At 42.4% G+C, this 19,773-nt stretch carries 17 protein-coding genes; 4 read left to right on the top strand and 13 right to left on the bottom strand.

Annotated features, from left to right (window positions below):
- Positions 1–42: 42 nt before the first annotated feature.
- Together PP181_RS08705 and PP181_RS08700 are read right to left on the bottom strand one after the other, a co-directional pair.
- Positions 43–948: a GYDIA family GHMP kinase gene (locus tag PP181_RS08705; protein WP_272636775.1), complete on the bottom strand. Its 906-nt coding sequence runs from the start codon at positions 946–948 to the stop codon at positions 43–45.
- A complete protein-coding gene (locus PP181_RS08700; protein ID WP_272636774.1) occupies positions 949–2,265 on the bottom strand; it encodes a hydroxymethylglutaryl-CoA reductase, degradative in 1,317 nt (438 codons plus the stop codon).
- Between the two features lie 207 nt (positions 2,266–2,472).
- On the opposite strand from PP181_RS08700, the gene PP181_RS08695 reads away from it, so the two are divergent.
- Both PP181_RS08695 and PP181_RS08690 read left to right on the top strand, forming a co-directional pair.
- Positions 2,473–4,638, top strand: a complete 2,166-nt coding sequence (locus PP181_RS08695) for a S9 family peptidase (RefSeq protein WP_272636773.1) — start codon at positions 2,473–2,475, stop codon at positions 4,636–4,638.
- A 26-nt stretch (positions 4,639–4,664) separates the two neighbouring features.
- A complete protein-coding gene (locus PP181_RS08690) occupies positions 4,665–6,164 on the top strand; it encodes a peptide MFS transporter (RefSeq protein WP_272636772.1) in 1,500 nt (499 codons plus the stop codon).
- A gap of 2 nt (positions 6,165–6,166) precedes the next feature.
- Here PP181_RS08690 and PP181_RS08685 read toward each other — a convergent pair whose 3' ends face one another.
- From PP181_RS08685 to surE, 5 genes are all read right to left on the bottom strand, one after another.
- A complete protein-coding gene (locus tag PP181_RS08685; RefSeq protein ID WP_272636771.1) occupies positions 6,167–8,185 on the bottom strand; it encodes a ComEC/Rec2 family competence protein in 2,019 nt (672 codons plus the stop codon).
- Position 8,186: 1 nt separating this feature from the next.
- Positions 8,187–8,762, bottom strand: a complete 576-nt coding sequence (locus tag PP181_RS08680) for a C40 family peptidase (RefSeq protein ID WP_272636770.1) — start codon at positions 8,760–8,762, stop codon at positions 8,187–8,189.
- Positions 8,763–8,831: 69 nt separating this feature from the next.
- A complete protein-coding gene (gene lpxB, locus PP181_RS08675; RefSeq protein ID WP_154918115.1) occupies positions 8,832–9,950 on the bottom strand; it encodes a lipid-A-disaccharide synthase in 1,119 nt (372 codons plus the stop codon).
- Between the two features lies 1 nt (position 9,951).
- The gene (locus tag PP181_RS08670; RefSeq protein ID WP_272636769.1) at positions 9,952–10,236 is read right to left on the bottom strand and encodes a hypothetical protein; all 285 of its coding nucleotides are present in this window, start codon (positions 10,234–10,236) and stop codon (positions 9,952–9,954) included.
- Positions 10,233–11,009: a 5'/3'-nucleotidase SurE gene (surE, locus tag PP181_RS08665; RefSeq protein ID WP_272636807.1), complete on the bottom strand. Its 777-nt coding sequence runs from the start codon at positions 11,007–11,009 to the stop codon at positions 10,233–10,235. Before surE ends, PP181_RS08670 begins: the two co-directional genes overlap by 4 nt.
- 190 nt (positions 11,010–11,199) lie before the next feature.
- Between surE and PP181_RS08660 the strand changes: the two genes are divergently transcribed.
- A complete protein-coding gene (locus PP181_RS08660) occupies positions 11,200–13,344 on the top strand; it encodes a carboxy terminal-processing peptidase (protein ID WP_272636768.1) in 2,145 nt (714 codons plus the stop codon).
- A gap of 47 nt (positions 13,345–13,391) precedes the next feature.
- On the opposite strand, the gene msrA is transcribed toward PP181_RS08660, so the two are convergent.
- Together msrA and msrB are read right to left on the bottom strand one after the other, a co-directional pair.
- A complete protein-coding gene (gene msrA, locus PP181_RS08655) occupies positions 13,392–13,931 on the bottom strand; it encodes a peptide-methionine (S)-S-oxide reductase MsrA (RefSeq protein ID WP_272636767.1) in 540 nt (179 codons plus the stop codon).
- Positions 13,924–14,385 carry a peptide-methionine (R)-S-oxide reductase MsrB gene (msrB, locus tag PP181_RS08650; protein ID WP_272636766.1) on the bottom strand — a complete coding sequence of 154 codons (462 nt, stop codon included), beginning with the start codon at positions 14,383–14,385 and terminating at the stop codon, positions 13,924–13,926. The genes msrA and msrB overlap by 8 nt, the downstream gene beginning before the upstream one ends.
- Before the next feature lie 86 nt (positions 14,386–14,471).
- On the opposite strand from msrB, the gene PP181_RS08645 reads away from it, so the two are divergent.
- Positions 14,472–15,284, top strand: coding sequence for a DNA/RNA non-specific endonuclease (locus tag PP181_RS08645; protein WP_154918120.1), 813 nt, complete (start codon positions 14,472–14,474; stop codon positions 15,282–15,284).
- Here the strand turns inward: PP181_RS08645 and rodA are convergent.
- From rodA to mreC, 4 genes are read right to left on the bottom strand one after another with little or no spacing between them, the layout of a single operon-like run.
- Positions 15,281–16,561, bottom strand: coding sequence for a rod shape-determining protein RodA (gene rodA / locus PP181_RS08640; protein ID WP_154918122.1), 1,281 nt, complete (start codon positions 16,559–16,561; stop codon positions 15,281–15,283). The two genes, PP181_RS08645 and rodA, sit on opposite strands and share 4 nt — an antisense overlap.
- Positions 16,551–18,419: a penicillin-binding protein 2 gene (gene mrdA / locus PP181_RS08635; RefSeq protein ID WP_138257099.1), complete on the bottom strand. Its 1,869-nt coding sequence runs from the start codon at positions 18,417–18,419 to the stop codon at positions 16,551–16,553. The genes rodA and mrdA overlap by 11 nt, the downstream gene beginning before the upstream one ends.
- Positions 18,416–18,925 carry a rod shape-determining protein MreD gene (gene mreD, locus PP181_RS08630; RefSeq protein WP_272636765.1) on the bottom strand — a complete coding sequence of 170 codons (510 nt, stop codon included), beginning with the start codon at positions 18,923–18,925 and terminating at the stop codon, positions 18,416–18,418. The genes mrdA and mreD overlap by 4 nt, the downstream gene beginning before the upstream one ends.
- Positions 18,915–19,736 carry a rod shape-determining protein MreC gene (gene mreC, locus PP181_RS08625; RefSeq protein WP_138257101.1) on the bottom strand — a complete coding sequence of 274 codons (822 nt, stop codon included), beginning with the start codon at positions 19,734–19,736 and terminating at the stop codon, positions 18,915–18,917. The genes mreD and mreC overlap by 11 nt, the downstream gene beginning before the upstream one ends.
- Positions 19,737–19,773: the final 37 nt, after the last annotated feature.

Genomic DNA, 19,773 nt, shown 5'->3' with positions numbered 1-19,773 from the left:
CGTATCTATAAAATTTAATGCCTTCCACTTGGAGGGCTTTTTTTATAAAACCATGCTGGAATAGGGTAGTATGGTATCGTATCCCTTTTGGCGGAAATATTGCATATCGTCCATAGTTCCGGTTGCCAAAATAAAATCTCCGCCCCAAGCTCCCAGGCTTTTGATACAGCCTTGATAGTCGGGAAAAAGTTGGTTTTTAATCGTTTCGACTTTTAAAGTTTTGGAAAGTAAATGCTCATGCCTATTTATTACAGTTTCAAATTTTCCAAGATCTTTAGCCGCTATAAGTTGAGTGGTAAGACCGTTTATTTGGGTAATAAGCTCATTTTTATCAATATTTAATTGACGATAAGCCTTAATAGCATCCCTGCTATTCTGTTTCTTGTTTAAATAAATAAAGAAAAGTCGGTTTTTAAAAACTGGGTCAAAATTTACCTTTTCTACTTTAGGATTGCCCCCAATTTTATGATAAACGATGGGAGTGTCGTTCTGGGCACACGCAATATCGTATCCACTGCCGCCAAAAGTAGCTTCCAGAAGTTTATAGGGATCCACTTGTGCCCATTGGGAAATGTTATTGATGAGGGTAGATGAGGATCCTAGGCCCCAATCTTTGGGGAAGGTCAATTTCGTGTCGACATAAACGCCCTTACATGCATCCAAAAAGGAAGGATTCAAAGCTTTGGTTTCCCTTAAAATGGAGATTAATCTTTCGGCGAATTGTACGTCGGAGGTGGCGAGAAGGCTGAAATCTTTTAAGGATAGGTCCACAGTAAACCATGGGATGTTTTTGTCTGTCAGGCTTTGCCAGTTGATTTGGCCCGTAGTCGCGTTTTTTACGGATAAATATTGACCAAATTTGGTAGGTATTGCAAGTCCGTTTGCACCATCCAAAATGGCATACTCGCCCGTAAGCAACAATTTTCCGTTGCTGTAAAACTCGGTCATCTATTTTCGTAGGTTTTCAAGGGAATTCAAAACACCCCTATGGGTTACCGTATGGGTTTTGAAATGAGCTAAGATGGCTTCTTTTTCTTTGTCGGTCGCGTTATGTTGGTTCAGGATATTCATCAAATGCATTTTCATATGGCCTTTTTGAATCCCGGTGGTAACCAAGGAGCTTACCGCCGCAAAGTTCTGTGCAAGACCCGCCACGGCCATGATCTGCATTAACTCTACAGCCGAAGGTTGCTGTAGTATCTCCAGATTGAGTTTCACCAATGGATGCAGCTTTGTGAGTCCGCCAACGGTGCCTACCGCAAGCGGAATCTCTATCCAGAAAGAGAATAGGTCACCCTCGATCTTGGCATGCGTCAAGCTGCTGTAAGTTCCGTCCTTGGCGGCATAGGCATGTGCGCCGGCCTCAATGGCCCTAAAATCGTTACCCGTGGCCAATACAACGGCATCGATTCCATTCATGATACCCTTATTATGGGTTACGGCCCTGTACGGCTCAACTTTAGCAATTTCCACGGCACGCACCATTTTTTCGGCGAAATCCCTGGGCGATATATCCTGGGTAAGGTCCAATTGGTCAATGGGACAACGCACTTCGGCCTTTACCAGGCAATTGGGCACATAGTTGGACAAAATACTCATTACGACCTCCAACTGTTTTTCCTGCTCCGAAAAATCGGGATGTGCCAAGGCCTCTTTTTTAAGTGTTTCGGCAAACTGTTCCAAACAACTATTGATAAAGTTCGCGCCCATGGCATCTTGGGTCTCAAACGTACAATGCAGTTGATAGTAATTAGAAAGCTCGCCAGTTTTGTCCTTTAGAACAATGTCCTTGATTCCGCCTCCTCGCTTTTGCATGCTTTGGGTCAAATGTTCGGCTTCGGACAACAACGTTGGTTTAATATTTTTGAAGAAATCCAGTAGTTTGGGCGTACTCCCATGGTATATGAAATGTACCTGGCCCACTTTTTCCGTACCCAAGACGGTGGTCCTAAAACCTCCCCGGCCCTCCCAAAATTTGGCCGCCTTACTGGCGGCGGCAACTACGGAGCTTTCCTCAATGGCCATGGGAATGGCGTAAAGCCTATCGTTGATCAGGAAATTTGGGGCAATGCCCATCGGCATATAAAAATTACTGATGGTATTTTCTATAAACTCGTCATGGAGTTGCTGCAACCGTGAATCCGAATTCCAGTAGGATTCTAGGATTTTTTTTGATTCCTGGGGATTTTGGGTATAGTTGGCGGCAATCCATTCGATTTTTTCTGATTTGGATAGCTTGGAAAAACCTGCAATGGGCTTCTTCATTCTCTAGGGTTTCTTGGGTAAATCGGGTAACTTTTTTAGTTTAAACCAGGCCGTGAAACGGTAGTTTCTAGGGTAAAGATAATCATAATGGACCTAATGCAAACCAACGTGAAAGCATCGTTAAAAATCAGGTCTTTTTGAATGGATTCCGAGGTTTTTTAGAGAATTAGTGGTAAACTTGGAGAATTTAACAAATTTCATCATTTCATGCGAAAATTTTACGTGCTGGTACTTTTCTTGATTGGTTTTCAATCGGTAGTTATCGCCCAACAAAAAAAAATCACGGTAGCCGAAATTTACTCCGGGGCCTTTAGTACCCAAGGCCTTGATGTGCTTCGCTCCATGAACAATGGCAGACAATATACCGTGCTGAACTTTGACCCTGCCAGAAAGGTTTCTACAATAGACAAATACGATTATAAAACCTTGGAAAAAGTTGAAACCATCGTTTCCTCGGATGCTTTGGAAGGTGTCCCCTACTTTTCATCCTATGAATTCAGCAATGACGAGTCAAAGGTGTTATTGGCCACGGAAGTGGAATCGATTTTTAGAAGGTCCACATTGGGGATTTTCTATGTCCTTGATATCAAAACCAAGGAGCTGGTAAAGATCGATGAAATGAAAATTCAGGAACCTGCCTTGTCGCCCAACGGTGAAAAGGTGGCCTATGTTAGGGATAACAACCTGTATGTGATGGACCTGACGACAGGGAACACCCAACAAATTACCAAGGACGGCAAAAAGAATGAAATTATCAATGGTATAACGGATTGGGTCTATGAGGAGGAATTTGCCTTCGTGCGTGCCTTTGCATGGAACAGTAACGGGACCAAGATCGCTTTTTTAAGGTTTGACGAGACCAAGGTGCCGGAATTTTCCATGGACCTATATGGTACCGAAAAATATCCTTCCCAAAACGTGTTCAAGTATCCAAAGGCCGGCGAGGACAATGCCATCGTTAGACTTTATTTGTTGGATGTTGCCAGTGGAACAATTTCCGGGGTTGATCTAGGCAATCCTTATTATATCCCTCGAATAAAATGGATGAACAATCCCAATTATTTGAGTGTGCAGACCATTAACAGACATCAAAACGACCTGCGCTTGCATGAGGTGAACGCCAATACAAAAGCGGTTCGATTACTGTTACAGGAAACGGATGAGGCCTACGTCGATATTACGGACGACCTTACTTTTTTGGCCGATGACAGTTTTATTTGGACGAGCGAGAAGGACGGTTGGAACCATATTTATTTGTACAATTCTAATGGGGAACTGATGAACCAAATCACCAAAGGCCAATGGGAAGTTACCCGTTACTATGGCTACGACCAAAACGAGGACAAGGTATATTATCAATCCACCGAAAATGGAGCTATAAACAGGGGCGTTTACAGTGTGGAGAGCGATGGGAAAAATAAGCGGGATTTGGCCATTGCCGAAGGGACCAATAGCGCATCCTTTAGTGCCGACTTCAGTTACTTCATCAACACGTTTTCCAACGCTACCACACCTCCCGTCTACACCCTGCACAAGGCCTTATCGGGTAAAAAACTTAAGGACATTAAGGATAATACCGCGCTTTTGGAAAAGATGGAAGGCTATGTTTTGAATCCAAGGGAGTTTTCCACTATCAATATCAATGGTAACGATTTGAATATGTACATCATCAAGCCGCAGGATTTTGATGCCTCCAAAAAATATCCCTTGTTGATGTACCAATATAGCGGTCCCGGCTCCCAAAGTGTGAGCAATACATGGTATAGTGCCAGGGATTATTGGCATCAGGTGCTGGTTGCAGAAGGTTATATCGTTGCCTGTGTGGACGGCCGAGGTACCGGATTCAGGGGAAGGGATTTTAAAAAGACCACGTATTTGAATTTGGTAAAGTACGAGACCGAAGATCAGATTGCAGCAGCCAAAAAATTAAGTGAAAGGCCGTATATCGATGCAGCAAGAACGGGTATTTGGGGGTGGAGTTTTGGCGGACACATGGCAACCAATTCCCTGCTTAAGGGAAATGACACCTTTGAAATGGCCATTGCCGTTGCACCGGTGACTTCATGGCGTTTCTATGACACCATCTATACAGAGCGTTTTATGAGGACCCCAGAGGAAAACCCTAGTGGATATGACGATAACTCGCCCTTTAATTATCCTGAACTTTTAAAAGGGGATTTCTTATTGATACATGGTTCAGGCGATGACAACGTTCATGTGCAGAATACCATGCGGATGATAGAAGCGCTGGTGCAGGCCAACAAACAATTTGAATGGGCGATTTATCCAGATAAGAACCACGGTATTTATGGGGGTAATACCAGAATACATTTATTTAACAAGATGACCAATTTTGTAAAGGAACATTTATAATCAACCTATAAACCAAACCAAGAACTATGGATATTACTTCAAAACCCAGCAAGGATAGCTTCAAACATCCAAAAGGATTGTATGTGCTTTTTACCGCAGAAATGTGGGAACGTTTCAGCTATTATGGTATGCGTGCCATTTTGATACTTTTTATGACTACGGACGTAGCATATGAAGGTTTGGGGTTGACCACAGAAACTGCGGGCGCAGTATACGGCCTTTATACCGCATCTGTTTATTTGATGACCTTACCCGGTGGGTGGTTGGCCGATAACATTTTCGGGCAACGAAAAGCCGTTTTCTATGGCGGTGTCCTGATCATGATTGGCCATCTAATTTTGGCCATCCCAGGTTCTCCCATAATATTTTTTACGGGATTGGCCTTTGTAGCTTTGGGAACCGGGTTGTTGAAAGGAAATATCAGTACGTTGGTTGGGGAATTATACTCAAAGGACAGTGGTGCAAAAAGGGACGCAGGATTTTCCATATTCTATATGGGAATAAACTTGGGTTCTTTCTTAGGTCAGATTTTTGTGCCATTATTGGCAGAGTATAACTGGCATCTTGGCTTTGGACTTGCCGCTGTTGGTATGTTGTTTGGATTGATTGCCTTTAAGGTATACTCCCCAAAGTATTTGGCCGACATTGGCGTTGAACCCAAAGTCAAATCTGCAGGAGTAGAAAAAACATCCTCCAATACCTCAATATCCATTTTAATTATTGCGATAGTCTTGATTTCCCTTTTTCTGTTGCAGTTCTTAGGTTATATTGATGTGACAACAGCTACGGGCATTGCACAGGCACTTGGTCTAATCATCGTTTTGATAACCATGGGTTACTTCATAAACATTTTGTTCAATGGGGGTTTGAACACTATCGAGAAGAAACAGGTGGGGGTTATTTTTATACTTTTTGTAGGGATAGCTATATTTTGGTCCGGTTTTGAACAGGCGGCTTCTTCTTTGAATTTGTTCGCTAGGGACTTCACCGACAGGTTTATAGGAGGTTGGGAAATGCCTGCGGGGATGTTGCAATCCGTTAATTCCGCCTTTATAATAATTTTTGCACCCATCATAGGGGCATTATGGGTAAAACTGGCAGCAAGGAATATAAATATAAGAACCCCCTTAAAGTTCGCTGTTGGACTTATTTTATTAGGTGCCGGTTTCTGGGTGATGGTTGGTGCCGCCAATGTTGCGGCAAGTGGTACCAAGGCTGGAATGTTCGCTTTGATTCTCACCTATTTTCTGCACTCCATTGGAGAGTTGACCATTAGTCCTGTTGGTCTGAGTGCAACAAGCAAGTTGTCCCCGGCCAAATACTTGGGCCAAATGATGGGAATTTGGTTTGTTGGGGCGGCCCTGGGCAATTTAATCGCCGGATTGATAGGCGGTAATTTTGATCCTGCAAATGTCCTTGAAATGCCTAATATTTTCTTGAACGTCGTTTGGGTTTCCGTTGGTGCGGGAATTATTTTCTTGGTAGCCGGACCCTTTATCAAAAAATGGATGGGCGATGTAAATTAAGCCTATTTAATATCAAAAGCGTAATATCCCATTTCACCTGTATAGTGGAATGGGATATCGTATTTTTTACAGGTCGCTTTCCAGGATACGATGAAACTTGGGTAATTGCTTCCATCTGCAATTATTTCAGTTGGCTTGGTTTCCAAAATGAGGCGTTCCAAGTTTATTTTGGGCGACACCGTCAGTAGAATTTTAAAACTGGAATCCATTGGCAGATAAACGCCCGAGCTATCGATTATTTGTAAGGAAGTCCCATTGATAAGGTAGCTATTTTTAATGGGAAAGTAATCGGTTTCGGTTATGCGCTCTTGTACCCCGTAATTTGCTATCAACCGTTTCGCATTGGTAGTGTCCGTGGTGAACACATGCAGGTTTTTTCCCTTCCTATCCAGTAACACCGAATTTTTTATCTGATGCAGTAGGAGGATTTCCTGTAAGTTGTCAGATTCATATTCCTGATACAATGTATATCCTTGGAACATCAAAAGGAAACCCAAGAACAACATAAGGTGTTTATAGTTTGTTTTGGAGAAAGCATATAGCAGGTAGCCGATAAGAAGGTATCCCAAGAGCAGTTGTACACTGTCAAAGGAAATGGATTTAAAAACAAAGGTTTCCTGATCGGCAATCCAGCCAACGATTCGGTTCATGAGACCAATAATCATATTGTAAACCGAAATCAATGGACTTGGGGCAATGTCCAAAAGCGACAGGAAAATGATACAGATTCCCATCCCCAATATGACTCCTAAAAAAGGAACGATCAATAAATTTGCGACAAAGAACAAGCCCGGGAACTGGTGAAAGTAGAATAGGCTTATAGGCAATACCCCCAATTGGGCGGCGATACTTACGGACAATAATTGCCATAGATACCGCAAAGTTCTGTTCTTTGGATACCACCGGCGCTGTAAAAGTGGAAATATCCATATAATGGCGAATACGGCGGCATAGCTCATTTGAAAACCGACCTGGAACAGCAGGTTTGGATTAATAACCAACAAAATAAAGAACATGGACAGGGCCAGAATGTTGAAACTGTTCGAGGGCCTGTTCAGGTACATGGCATAGGCCACAAACGTGAACATGGCGCATGCGCGTATAATAGAGGGTGAAAGCCCCGCAATAAACGCAAACGCCCAAAGAAATAAAACCGTAAGCAGTAGACTTATTTTTTTGCCGTGAGGGATGCTATGCATCGGTTTTAGAAGAAATTGAATGAGCAGTAACAAAATGCCCACATGAAGTCCGGAGACGGCCAAAATGTGTACGGCCCCGGCGTCCACATAGTTGGAGTATGTTTCCTCTGAAATATTGGCACGTTCGCCCAAAAGCAGTGCTTGGATAATCGAAAGTTGCTCGGTGCCAAAATTTTCCTTTTTCAGTTTTTGGATGATATCGCTTCGGATTTCTTGTGCATAACCTATCAAGGTCCTGGATGGATGAGGTAAGCTGACAAAGTCTTCATCCGAAAGCTTCAAGGAATGATACACGCCGTTTCGCTCCATGTACTTTTTAAAGTCGAACTGATGTGGATTTACGGGCGGATGCATTTCCGATATAGTGGACCGCACTACCAATTCTTGGTCTACCGTTAAGAGCTTTGAAGCACTGTCCAGTGGCTGATTTACCAGTAGTTGCCCTACGGATTTCTTATTGTCTACCGTCAAAACCGATGCTATGTAGTTCTGGGAATAGGCGTTCGGTTTTAAGGTCTCCCGTATTTTTAGATGAAGTTGCGAAGTATCGGTCGTGGTAATCTTACTAAAATGATGGTCGTAGTGAATCGGCTGGTATTGCACGTAGGAAAACATGCCGAGTAGTATGACGGATACCCCTGCCATAATTTCGAATCTCGAACCTTTAGTATCCTTTCGAATGAACAAATACCCCAAAATGGCAAAGCTTACCAACAAAATACCGAAGCAATATTCCAAGGGTAGGGGAAAGAAAAATCCAATAAGAATGCCTAGAATCAGCAGTAGCGTACCCTTGATCGGGACAAACGCCAACAATCTCATGTTATAAAATTCTGGTGGCCTTTACAAAGGCTTGGTTCCAAAAACCGTCCCGCAGTGAAGAAATGGTCACACCCCTAGAGGAGGATGCGTGGATGAATTTTATTTCGTCATTTTCAACGGTTACCACCATACCCACATGGTTGATCCGTTTGGAACCACGGGTAGTCTTGAAAAAAAGCAAATCACCTTTTTCAATATCCTTCACCCGGATTCTCGTACCTCTTTCGGCCATACGGCTTGAGGTTCTTGGCAGCTCCACATCATGTTCGCTGAAGGAAACATATAAAAGTCCGGAGCAGTCCATACCTTTTCGGGTGGTTCCGCCATATTTGTATCGCACACCGGAAAATGTCAATGCGGTATTGATGATATTATCGGCTTTGGAAGCATTACCCTTTGGAGTTTCAATAGGATAGTAAGCTTTTGGATTGTCCTCCTCTTTAATTTCGGTACCGTTTCTTCGGGCCTCATACGCCGCAGCAACGGATATGGTACGTTCGTTTGGGGTCGCCTTTTTTTTGGAACTGCCGCAACTGGCCAATAAAATAAGTAGCAATGAGGTGGAGAAGTAGCGCATGGATTTCAAGTAGCATCTTTTACTTGAACATCAAAATTAGAGAATTATTTTGTAACGGACTGGTTTGCACTAGGATTTGGCGTTCGCCACTATGGCCTGTGCGGCTTTCTTGCTGGCACCGATCCCGCCCAATTTTTGCTTAAGGTCTTTGTAATCCTTTAGGATTTCCTCCCGTTTTGTTCCGGTCAATATGGCCGATAATTCTTTTCTGAGTCTTACGGTATTTAAGTCGTTTTGAATCAATTCTGTAACGACTTCCTTGTTCATGATAAGGTTAACAAGGGAGATATATTTTAATGTGATAATCCTTTTTGCAATTTGGTAGGAAATCCAATTGGCTTTGTAGCAAACCACTTGGGGCACCCCAAAAAGCGCCGTTTCCAAGGTGGCCGTTCCACTGGTGACCAATGCAGCCGATGCTATGGAAAGCAGGTCGTAGGTACTGTTTTTTACCATTTTTAAATTGTTGCCTTCTAAAAAGGGTACGTAAAATTCGGGTTCCATACTGGGAGCGCCCGCGATTACGAATTCGTAGCCGGGAAAGTCCTTTGTAATGGACAGCATCACGGAAAGCATTTTTTGTACTTCCTGTTTTCGACTTCCCGGTAACAAAGCTATTACGGGTTTACCTTGATCGATATCAGAAGATTTTCTAAATTTTGCTTCGTCCAGTTCCGGCCGATCGGAAATGGCATCGATCAATGGGTGCCCAACAAAATTTACGGGATAGCCATGTTTTTTTTCGTAAAACTCCTTTTCAAAGGGAAGTATGACATGCATGGCATCGATATCCCTTTTTATTTTTTCGATCCTGCCTTCCCTTGAGGCCCAAATCTGTGGGGAAATATAGTAGTTGGTCCTGTAACCATGTTCCTTGGCCCATTTGGCAATCCGTAGGTTAAAACCAGAATAATCTATAAAAACGAGGATATTGGGCTGGAAACTTTCAATATCGGCTTTGCAAAAATTGATATTTTTAAAAATGGAACGTAGGTTCATCACTACCTCAAGAAAACCCATAAAGGCCATTTCCTTGTAATGCTTTACCAGGGTTCCGCCGGCCTGTTGCATTAAATCACCGCCCCAACAACGTACCTGCGCATCCGGATCTTCGGTTCTAATGGCCTTGATGAGGTTGGAACCGTGCAGGTCTCCGGAGGCCTCTCCCGCTATGATATAGTACCGCATGCTAGAAAACTTTGTAGTACAGGATTAACAAAGCGGTCAAAATAGTGGCAATAAGCACGCCCTTGGCGCGGTTGTCCCTCTTGATCCTTAAAAACCCGAAGAAGGCGATCAGGTTTAAAATCGCACCTAGGGCCAATAGACTGCCCACATGACCTTGGGAAACAGCCGCCTGATATGTTTCTGAAATACTAAGGTCAGAAAATAAAACAATATAAGCCAAGGTTCCAAGGGTATTTGCAATGATACCGACTAAAAATCCAATGATAAGCTCCTTTTTTATGTTCATTTCAGATTCCAATTATTAATGTCCTGCATCGCATGATGGGCCGTTAGATCGAACTGTGTTGGAACTACTGAAATGTACCCGTTCGCCAACGCCCATTCGTCCGTATCCTCGCCTTTGTCCAATAGTTCGAATTCGCCCGTCAACCAATAGTAGTCCTTGCCCATAGGGTTCGTTCTTTTATCGAACTTCTCTTTCCAATTTGCTTTTGCCTGTCTACAGACCTTTATTCCCTTGATCTCCTTCTTTGCTAATTTGGGGATGTTCACATTGAGTACCACTCCTTTTGGTATACCGCACTTTAACGCCTCGCCTACAATTTTCTTAACGTATTTCTCCGAAGGGGCGAAGTCCGCCTCCCAATTATAGTCGCACAAGGAAAAACCTATGGCGGGCACTCCCTCTATTCCTGCCTCTATGGCGGCACTCATGGTACCGGAATAGATAACGTTTATGGAAGAATTAGATCCGTGGTTGATACCACTGACACAGATATCGGGTTTATGCCCCAAAAGTTCCTGAAGGCCCAATTTAACGCAATCAGCCGGTGTACCACTACAACTATATTCCTCAGTACCCGTATGGCTAAGGTCCACCTGCATTTTTTTCGAATATAGGGTACTGTCCAAGGTAATGGCATGCCCCATGCCGGATTGTGGACTATCCGGGGCGACCACCACAACGTCCCCTATCTCCTTCATGTAGGAGACCAAAGCACGAAGCCCGGGAGCCGTTATTCCGTCATCATTGGTTACCAATATCAAAGGTTTTCCCATGGCACATACTTTTCGGGGCAAAAATACGTTTTTAAATAGGATTTGCCGATGGGCCCGTTTAACAAAAAATTAATTCCCAGTCCCCCAATTGGCATGGTTTTTTCTTTATCTTAGAGGATTTCGATACAAAACTTGTCCATATAATCTTCAAATTCAAAAGGTTTTGAAAAACAGATTTAAAAATATTTTTATGAAAAGAAATTTAGCCTATGTTCTTACGGTTATGCTAGTGGCGGTTGCCTCTTGTAGTTTTACTAATAAGTCATTTGAGAATGACGACAAGGACAAACTGTTATTAGATCTGATTACATACGTTCTGGAAAAAGGCCATTATGAGCCAAAGGACATTAACGATGATTTTTCTGTAAGTGTATTTGAAGATTTCATCGATGTGTTGGATCCCACCAAACGTTATTTTTTGGCTTCGGACATAGCCGATTTTGAACAGTATAAATTTCAAATCGACGATCAAATCAAGAATACGGATATTTCCTTTTTCAATTTGGTGTATGAAAGATTGATAAAAAGAATGGGCGACGCCAAGGAAATTTATAAGGAGGTGCTGAAGCAGCCATTCGATTATACCCAAAACGAAAGCATCAGTATCAAGTACGAGGATGAACCCTTTGCTTCCAATAAGGAAGAATTGAAGGAGCGTTGGAGAAAACAATTAAAATATGCCACTCTTGGAACATACGATTCCAAGATTTCACATGCCGAGAAGCCAGCCGACGAGGCTTCGACCGATGACCACGATCATAGTGCACATACCCCTGAGGAGGCAGAAATCGAATCCAGAAAATCTACCGAGGCCACCTTGGACGAGTTTTTCGATTTTGTGGATGATTTGGAGCGCAAGGACTGGTTCGTACAGTATATAAATACTATAGTAGACGAGTTCGACCCCCATACGTTTTATTTTGCACCGGACGATAAGGAGAAATTCGACATGAACATGTCCGGGAAATTTGAGGGAATCGGTGCCAGGCTTCAGAAAAAGCCGGAAGGTGCCAAAATAGTCGAAATTATTTCTGGCGGACCCGTTTGGAGAGACCAGCGTTTGGAGGTTGGTGATGAGATCATCAAAGTAGGACAGAACGGGGAAGAGCCTATCAACATTGTTGGAATGCGCTTGGATGATGCCATTAAATTGATAAAGGGCCCACAGGGAACCATTGTAGATCTAACGGTGAGAAAAGTGGATGGATCTTTGGAGGAAATATCCTTGACAAGGGATGTTGTTGAACTGGAGGAGTCCTATGCAAAATCGGCAAACATAATTCGAGGAGATCAAAAATTCGGGATTATCAACCTTCCCAAATTCTATGTGGACTTTGAGGATTATAACGAAAGGAATGCGGCTACGGATGTTGCCAAGGAAGTAGAGCGTCTCAAGGAAGAAGGTGCAGAAGGCCTAATTCTAGATCTTAGGGATAACGGAGGAGGATCTCTAAAAACGGTGGTTGAAATGGCCGGTCTGTTTATAAAGGACGGACCCATTGTACAGGTAAGATCGGGCAACAAGCAAAAAGAAGTGTATGACGATAATGATGAGCGAATCCAGTGGGACGGCCCTTTGGTAATATTGGTAAACGAACTGTCCGCATCAGCATCTGAAATATTGGCCGCCGCCATGCAGGACTACAAAAGAGGCATTGTAATAGGTAGCAAGCAAACCTTTGGAAAAGGAACCGTACAGAACGTAATTCCCTTGGACAATATCGTTCGAAGCAATGAACACGGGGATTTGGGAGCCATTAAATTGACCACCCAAAAGTTTTATAGGATCAATGGAGGTTCTACCCAGTTGGAAGGTGTGAAGAGTGACGTAGTTGTTCCGGATAAGTACAGTTACATCGACCTTGGGGAACGCGATCAGGCAAATCCTCTAAAATGGGATAAAATCACACCGGCCGATTATGAGGTTTGGAACGGATATTTGGATTATGAACAAACCGTGGCCAAGTCTAAAAAGCGAATGGCGAGCAATCCACAGATAAAGTTGATAGAGGAAAATGCCAAATGGTTGAAATCCGAACAGGACGAAACCGAAATCTCCTTGAATTACATTACTTATAAAGAGGAGAAGGAAAAGGATAAGGAGCAGTCCGATTACTTCAAGAATCTATCCGACTATGATTCAAAATTGACTTTCGAGTCCTTGAAGTACGAACAGGAACTCTTTACCCAGGATTCCGTCTTACGGGAGAAAAGGGATAGATGGCATAAAAGCTTGGCGAAGGATGTTTACGTGGAAGAAGCGGTGAATGTCCTGGAGGACTTAAAAATGAACAATTTGAAAAATATCAAATTGGCTAGTAGCACAAAAAATTAATAAGCAAAGCTTACATTTACTAAAAGGCCCCCTTAAATAGGGGCTTTTTAGTTTAATTTATTAGCATGTAACTTTCTCAATTTTGCCAATTTTGGGTCGATTACAACTTGGCAATATGCTTGGGAGGGATTGTTTTTATAGTAGTCTTGATGATACTCTTCGGCTTCATAAAAAATAGCCATTGGGGTCAATTCCGTAACGATGGGGTTTTCATAAAGTTTAGAAACATCCGCCAGTACATGCTCCGCAATTTTTTTCTGATTATCATTGGTATAATAGATTGCAGATCGGTATTGCGTTCCCACATCGGCGCCCTGCCTGTTCAGGGTGGTTGGGTCATGTGTCGTCATAAAGATGTGCAATATGTCGTATAGGGTAATCATGGAATTATTGAAAGTAACACGGACTACTTCGGCATGACCGGTTAGACCAGAGCAGATTTCCCTGTAGGTGGGCTTGCCCGGTGCATTTCCTCCCGTATATCCTAATACTACGGTTTGAACTCCCTTGATTTCTTGAAATATAGCTTCGGTACACCAAAAACAACCTCCCCCTACGGTAATGGTTTCCAATTTAATGTTACCCATTTTCGTTTTTCTTTGTCATTTTCATGGATTCCGAATTGATGCAATATCGTAGGCCGCTTGGAGGAGGACCATCGGGAAAAACATGTCCTAAATGAGCATCGCAAGTGTTGCATAGTACTTCCACCCGGGTCATGCCAAAAGAAGTATCCTTACTATACTTGATTGCGTTTTCCTTTATGGGCTGTGTGAAACTTGGCCATCCCGTCCCAGATTCAAATTTGATGCTGGAATCGAATAGGGGCGTTCCGCAGCAAATACATTCGTACTTTCCGGCATCGTGTACGCTACACAAGGCTCCAGAATGTGGGGCTTCCGTTCCTTTTTTTCGGGTAATCCTGAATTGTTCCGGTGTCAACAATTCTTTCCATTCGTTCTCGGATTTTTCTACCCGATTATCCGGAACGGGATTTCCTTTCACTGAAAAATGAATTACATCTTTCCACGTAAGTGCCATAAGTGTCCTTTCTTTAGTAATTATTAGATGTTTTATAGGTCGGTCTAAACCTGAAAATCTTACAAATTTGTGGTTACCTTTGAAGGATGTCCAGATATCGTAAAAATAGCACTATTTACTCCATTTTAATAGTGATATGCATCGTTGGGTTTTGGGTATTTGAGAACTTTTACACCCCGGATACCTATTCAAAAAACAATGATGAAAATGGCGCAAGTTCCTTTCCTTTGGAGTATTTGCCCAGTTCCACAACCGGCGACATCGTACACCATTCCTATTACTCGCTCTCCTATAACGAACCCTTTGAGCAAGCGGAATGGGTGGCCTATGAATTGGACAAGAAACATTTGACCTATGATGATAGGGATAGGCCCTACTTCATTGAGGATCCCTATGTAAAATCCAAGTCGGCAGATTGGCGCAATTACAGAGGTTCAGGGTACGATAGGGGGCATTTATGTCCCGCCGGGGACCGTAGGTTTTCGGAACAAGCGTATAATGAAACATTTTATACCAGTAATATAAGTCCGCAGGACAAGGACTTCAATGCCGGTGTTTGGAACCGCTTGGAGATGCAAGTACGTCAATGGGCGAAACGCTACGGAAAAGTGATCGTTATAACGGGCGGCGTTCTGGAACCTGGTTTACAAGAAATAGGGGAGGAAGCTGTTGACGTTCCTAAGAAATTTTACAAAATAGTAGCTCGTAAGGAAAGGGATAGACTTAAGATTCTTGGGTTCTTGATTCCCGGGGTAGAACAGCAACGGCCCTTGGAAAGCTTTTGTGTGGCGGTGGATAGTATTGAATCCTTAACAGGAATCGACTTTTTCAAGGAGTTGAATACGGGACTTGCGGAAACATTGGAAAGTTCCGTGGCCAGCCACGATTGGAAGTTTTAAAAATTTTCCTTCAATCTGTTGGTGTCCAACTTTAAAAATATAAATAACAAAAGGGTAAAGAAAAGAAGTCCGGAGCCCCCGTAACTGAAAAAGGGTAAGGGAATACCTATGGTAGGTAGAATTCCTATCACCATACCTATATTGATAAAATAATGTACCAAAAGAACCGATATCACACCATAACCGTACATTCTGGAGAACCCATTTTTTTGACGTTCCGCTAAGTAAATCAGTCGTAAAAAGAGGATTGAAAACAAAATGATTACCGTAGCGGTACCCACAAAGCCCCATTCTTCCCCAATGGTAGTGAAAATGTAATCCGTGTCCTGTTCCGGAACAAAATCACCCTTGGTACGAGTTCCTTCCAAAAAACCTTTTCCTGATAGACCTCCAGATTCTATGGCCTTTTCGGACTGATAGGTATTATAGCCAATGGTCTTTCGTATTTCCTCCAATTTTTCTGGGTCTTTTTCCAATCGCAACCATAGGCTAAATCGATCTCTGTGCCGCTGTTCAAAAAGATTATTGAAAACAAAATTCACTGACAATGAGAAAAGAATAACCACAATAGATCCTATTATGATGGGAATAATGGGAACTTTTAGGGTTTTTCGTTTTAAAAGAAAAAACAAAACGATCAACAGCGATAGCCCAATGGTCAACCAAATGGTCCCGAACATCAGAGTGATTATAAAGATCAAAATCAGTGTAAAGCCTATGCCCAAATAATAAAGCGGGAGTCCTTCCCTAAAAATCACGAATACAAGGGAAAAGAATACGAGGGCACTTCCTGGATCCGGTTGGGGAATGATAAGCAACGCTGGAATAAGTATAATCAATAATGCATACAATTGGTCCTTTACTCGCCTTAGGTCGGTCTGGATATCGCTTAGGTATTTTGCAAGGGCAAGAGCGGTGGAGACTTTTGCCAATTCCGAAGGTTGAAAATTAAAAAAACCCAGGTCGTACCATGAGGTGGCTCCCGCAATGGTTTTGCCAAACACGAACAATCCCAAGAGGGATACCATGGTCAAAAGATAGAATAGACTTGCAAAGCGCTCGTAAAAGTTTGCTTCTAGGGCTAGTACCACGATAATGGTTACTAAGCTAACAATTATAAAAAAAAGCTGTTTCCCAGATCGCGTACTTAAATCAAGAAGGGAGGTTTGTTCATCGCTAAAGGTGCTGGAGTATATGTTGATCCAGCCGATAAAGACCAGTGCTAAGTAAATAAGAATCGTAAGCCAATCTATTCTCCTTAGAACCTTACCAAACACGTTCGTTTATTTTAAATTCCTCACCACTATAAGGTTTGGCATATTCATGTTCCAAGGTCTTCTCCAACATCTTCTTCTCCAAGTCCTTTCTGGTAATTTCGCCTTTCAGGTATTTCTCTATCATTAATGAGGCTATATGACCGGCATACCTAGAACCGAAGTATCCATTTTCAATGTAAACGGCAATGGCAATTTTGGGGTCGTTTACCGGCGCAAATGCCACGAATACCGAGTGGTCCGTTAACTGGGTGCGTACTCCGTCAATCTTGGTGAAATTTTCTGCAGTACCTGTTTTTCCCGCGATTTCGATACCTGGAACCTGTAACCATCGTGCCGTCCCCTTTTTGTAAACATCTGCCATACCTTGCACTACGGGTTCAAAATGTTCCCTATCTATTGTGGTGTACTTGGGCTCCGTGAATTTTGGATCTTTAATATCCTTCCCTTCTATTTTTTTGAGGATATGGGGTGTATAGTAAAAACCACGATTTGCAATGGCCGCTGTCATGTTGGCCAATTGCACTGGGGTCGCCAGGACTTCACCTTGACCAATGGAATTTGAAATGATGTAAGAAGAGCTCCATCTATTGTCCCCGTACCACTTGTCATAATATTCCTTACTGGGGATTCTCCCTTTTTGCCCAAATGGCAGATCATACCCTAGGTAATCGCCCAGTCCGAAACTCTTCATATGGTTTTCCCAAACATCCATGGCATCATCCGTGGTGTCGAACTTTTCAAAAATCTTGCGAAAGGTACCTGCGAAATAGGCATTGCAGGATTGATAAATACCACTGTTCAAATTACGAAGCCCACCACCGCAGTGACAGCCGCGTTTCTTTTTACCTACGTAAAAACCATTATAACATTGAATGGTGGTTGATTCGTCCAAAACCCCCTCCTGTAAGGCAATAAGGGCATTCAAGGTCTTGAAGGGGGATCCTGGCGGTTGTTGCGCGTGAATGGACCTGTCCCATGTTGGATTCGCAATGGTGTCGTTGTAGAGTTCCGTATAGTTTTTGGAACGTTGTCTACCTACCAGTAGGGACGGATCATAGGTAGGCCCCGAAATCATTGTTAATATTTCACCCGTTGCAGGTTCAAGCGCAACGATACCACCACGTTTGCCTACCATCAATCGTTCACCATATTCCTGTAGGGTCTTGTCCAAAGTAACGCTTATCTGTTTTCCTTGCTCTGGAAGGGTATCCAGTGAACCATTTTTGTACGGACCAATGTCACGGTTAAATCTGTCTTTTTGAATATACTGCACCCCTTTTCTTCCTCTCAATAGTTCCTCGTAGTACCTTTCAACCCCGGTTCTACCTCTAAGCTCCCCTTGTATGTAATATTTGTTTTTTGCCAAGTCACCTTCGTTTACCTCACTGATATAACCCAACACGTTTGCCGCACTGGGCGTATCATAATATCTTAAGGAACGCTTTTGTATGTAGAAGCCTTTGTACTTACGCATTTTCTCCTGCAATTTGGCATAGTCTTCCTTTGAGAGTTGAGGGACCAGTACGGAGGGCAGCCTTGGGGAATATACCCTGGCCTTTGTCAGCTTTTCTACGAATGTATCGGTATCGATACCCAGCATTTCGCAGAATTCAAGGGTATCCAAAGGTTGTACTTCACGGGGTATGACCATGACATCATAAGCGGGGTCGTTACCTACAAGGAGATTACCGTTCCTATCGTAGATATAACCTCTTTCCGGATAGGTGTAAACCCTTTTTATACTTGGGTCTTCAATAACCTGATCGGGAGAGAAACTGAATATCTGTAAATAGGATAGCCTACCTAAAAAGGTAATTCCTATGATTACGATAATCGATGAAAGTAAGACTCTTCTCATTCCTTCTTGGTACTGAACAATGAACTAAACAATAAGCACAAAATAATGGATGCCGTCCCAATAGTGATACTTTTTTTGAAGATCAGCAAGACATTCGCAAAACTAAAAATCTCCAGCGTAAAGTATATAACGTGATGAACCACAATTAATAACGCTAAAAAGGTGAATTGTTGTGCCTTGGTAGCACTATTTAACTTAAAACTTTGAAACTCATAATTCACACCAAAAACGAACCGCATAATTGAAGGTCTTAAATAGGCTATGGTAACTGTAGCCGCTGCATTCAAGGCCATGGTATCCGAGAAAACATCGATTAAAAGACCGAGTAAAAAGCAAATCAAAATAAAGGTAGTCCTGTTCTTTTTTATAGGGTACCAATAAAGAAACAAAACATAGACCATCGGATTTATAAAACCAAAGAAGTTCAACCTATTGAATACAAGTACTTGTACCAAAATCAATAGCACGAACCTTAAAACGTTTATAAAGAAAGTGCTATTGATCATTTGATTCCGTTTCTTCCTGAAGTTCCAAAATTTCCTCCCTGTTCAGGTTTTTTATGATATAGACATTGTTGATATTGGTCATGTCATTAAAGAGGGAAACATCTATGCGATAAAAGTTCTTGGAGGTGTCCAAGTCGAATTTTTTTATAATCCCAATGGGAATATTTTCGGGGAAAATACTGCTCATAGCCCCTGTTACAATCGTGTCTCCAATGGTGAGCTGAACCAATCTTGGAATATCAATAAGCTGCACCGTGTTATAGTCCTTGGAATCCCATATCAAGGAACCAAAGTGGTTGGAATTTTTGATTTTGGCATTGATGTTGGATTTTTCGTTCAGGATGCTCTGAACTGTAGAAAATCCGTTGGATGTATTTTCTACGATACCAAGTATCCCTCTGGTAGTGATAACACCCATATCCTGTTCCACGCTATCCTTCCTGCCTTTGTTTATGGTAATGTAGTTACGTTGGTCAGCATAGCTGTTCTTTATAACCCTTCCACGTACTACCAAATAATTACGCTCCAAGGAATCCAAAGGTTGGATGGCTTCGGGTTTTTTGTTGTAAAGCTGATAACGCAATCGCTGGTTTTCCCGTAAAAGCCTCTCGTTTTCCTCCCTTAGGCCAAAATATGAGGTTGTGTTATCAAAAAAAGCGTAGATGGTGCCCGAAACGTAATTGGCAGAGTTCAGAAACCGGGATTGATGATAGGAATGGGACTGAAACGTAAAAACTAGGGAAATGAATAGCAACAAAAGGTATAACAGGAATATCTTATACCGAATCAGAAAATTTATAATCTGTTGCATTCACTTCTAAATTTTCACTTAAGGATTCTATATTGGT

The organism is Maribacter sp. PR66 (assembly GCF_028464205.1).
GTDB classification, from domain to species: Bacteria; Bacteroidota; Bacteroidia; order Flavobacteriales; family Flavobacteriaceae; genus Maribacter; species Maribacter flavus.
The sequence above is the reverse complement of the archived record's forward strand: the minus strand, read 5'-3'. Positions and strand labels throughout refer to the sequence as shown.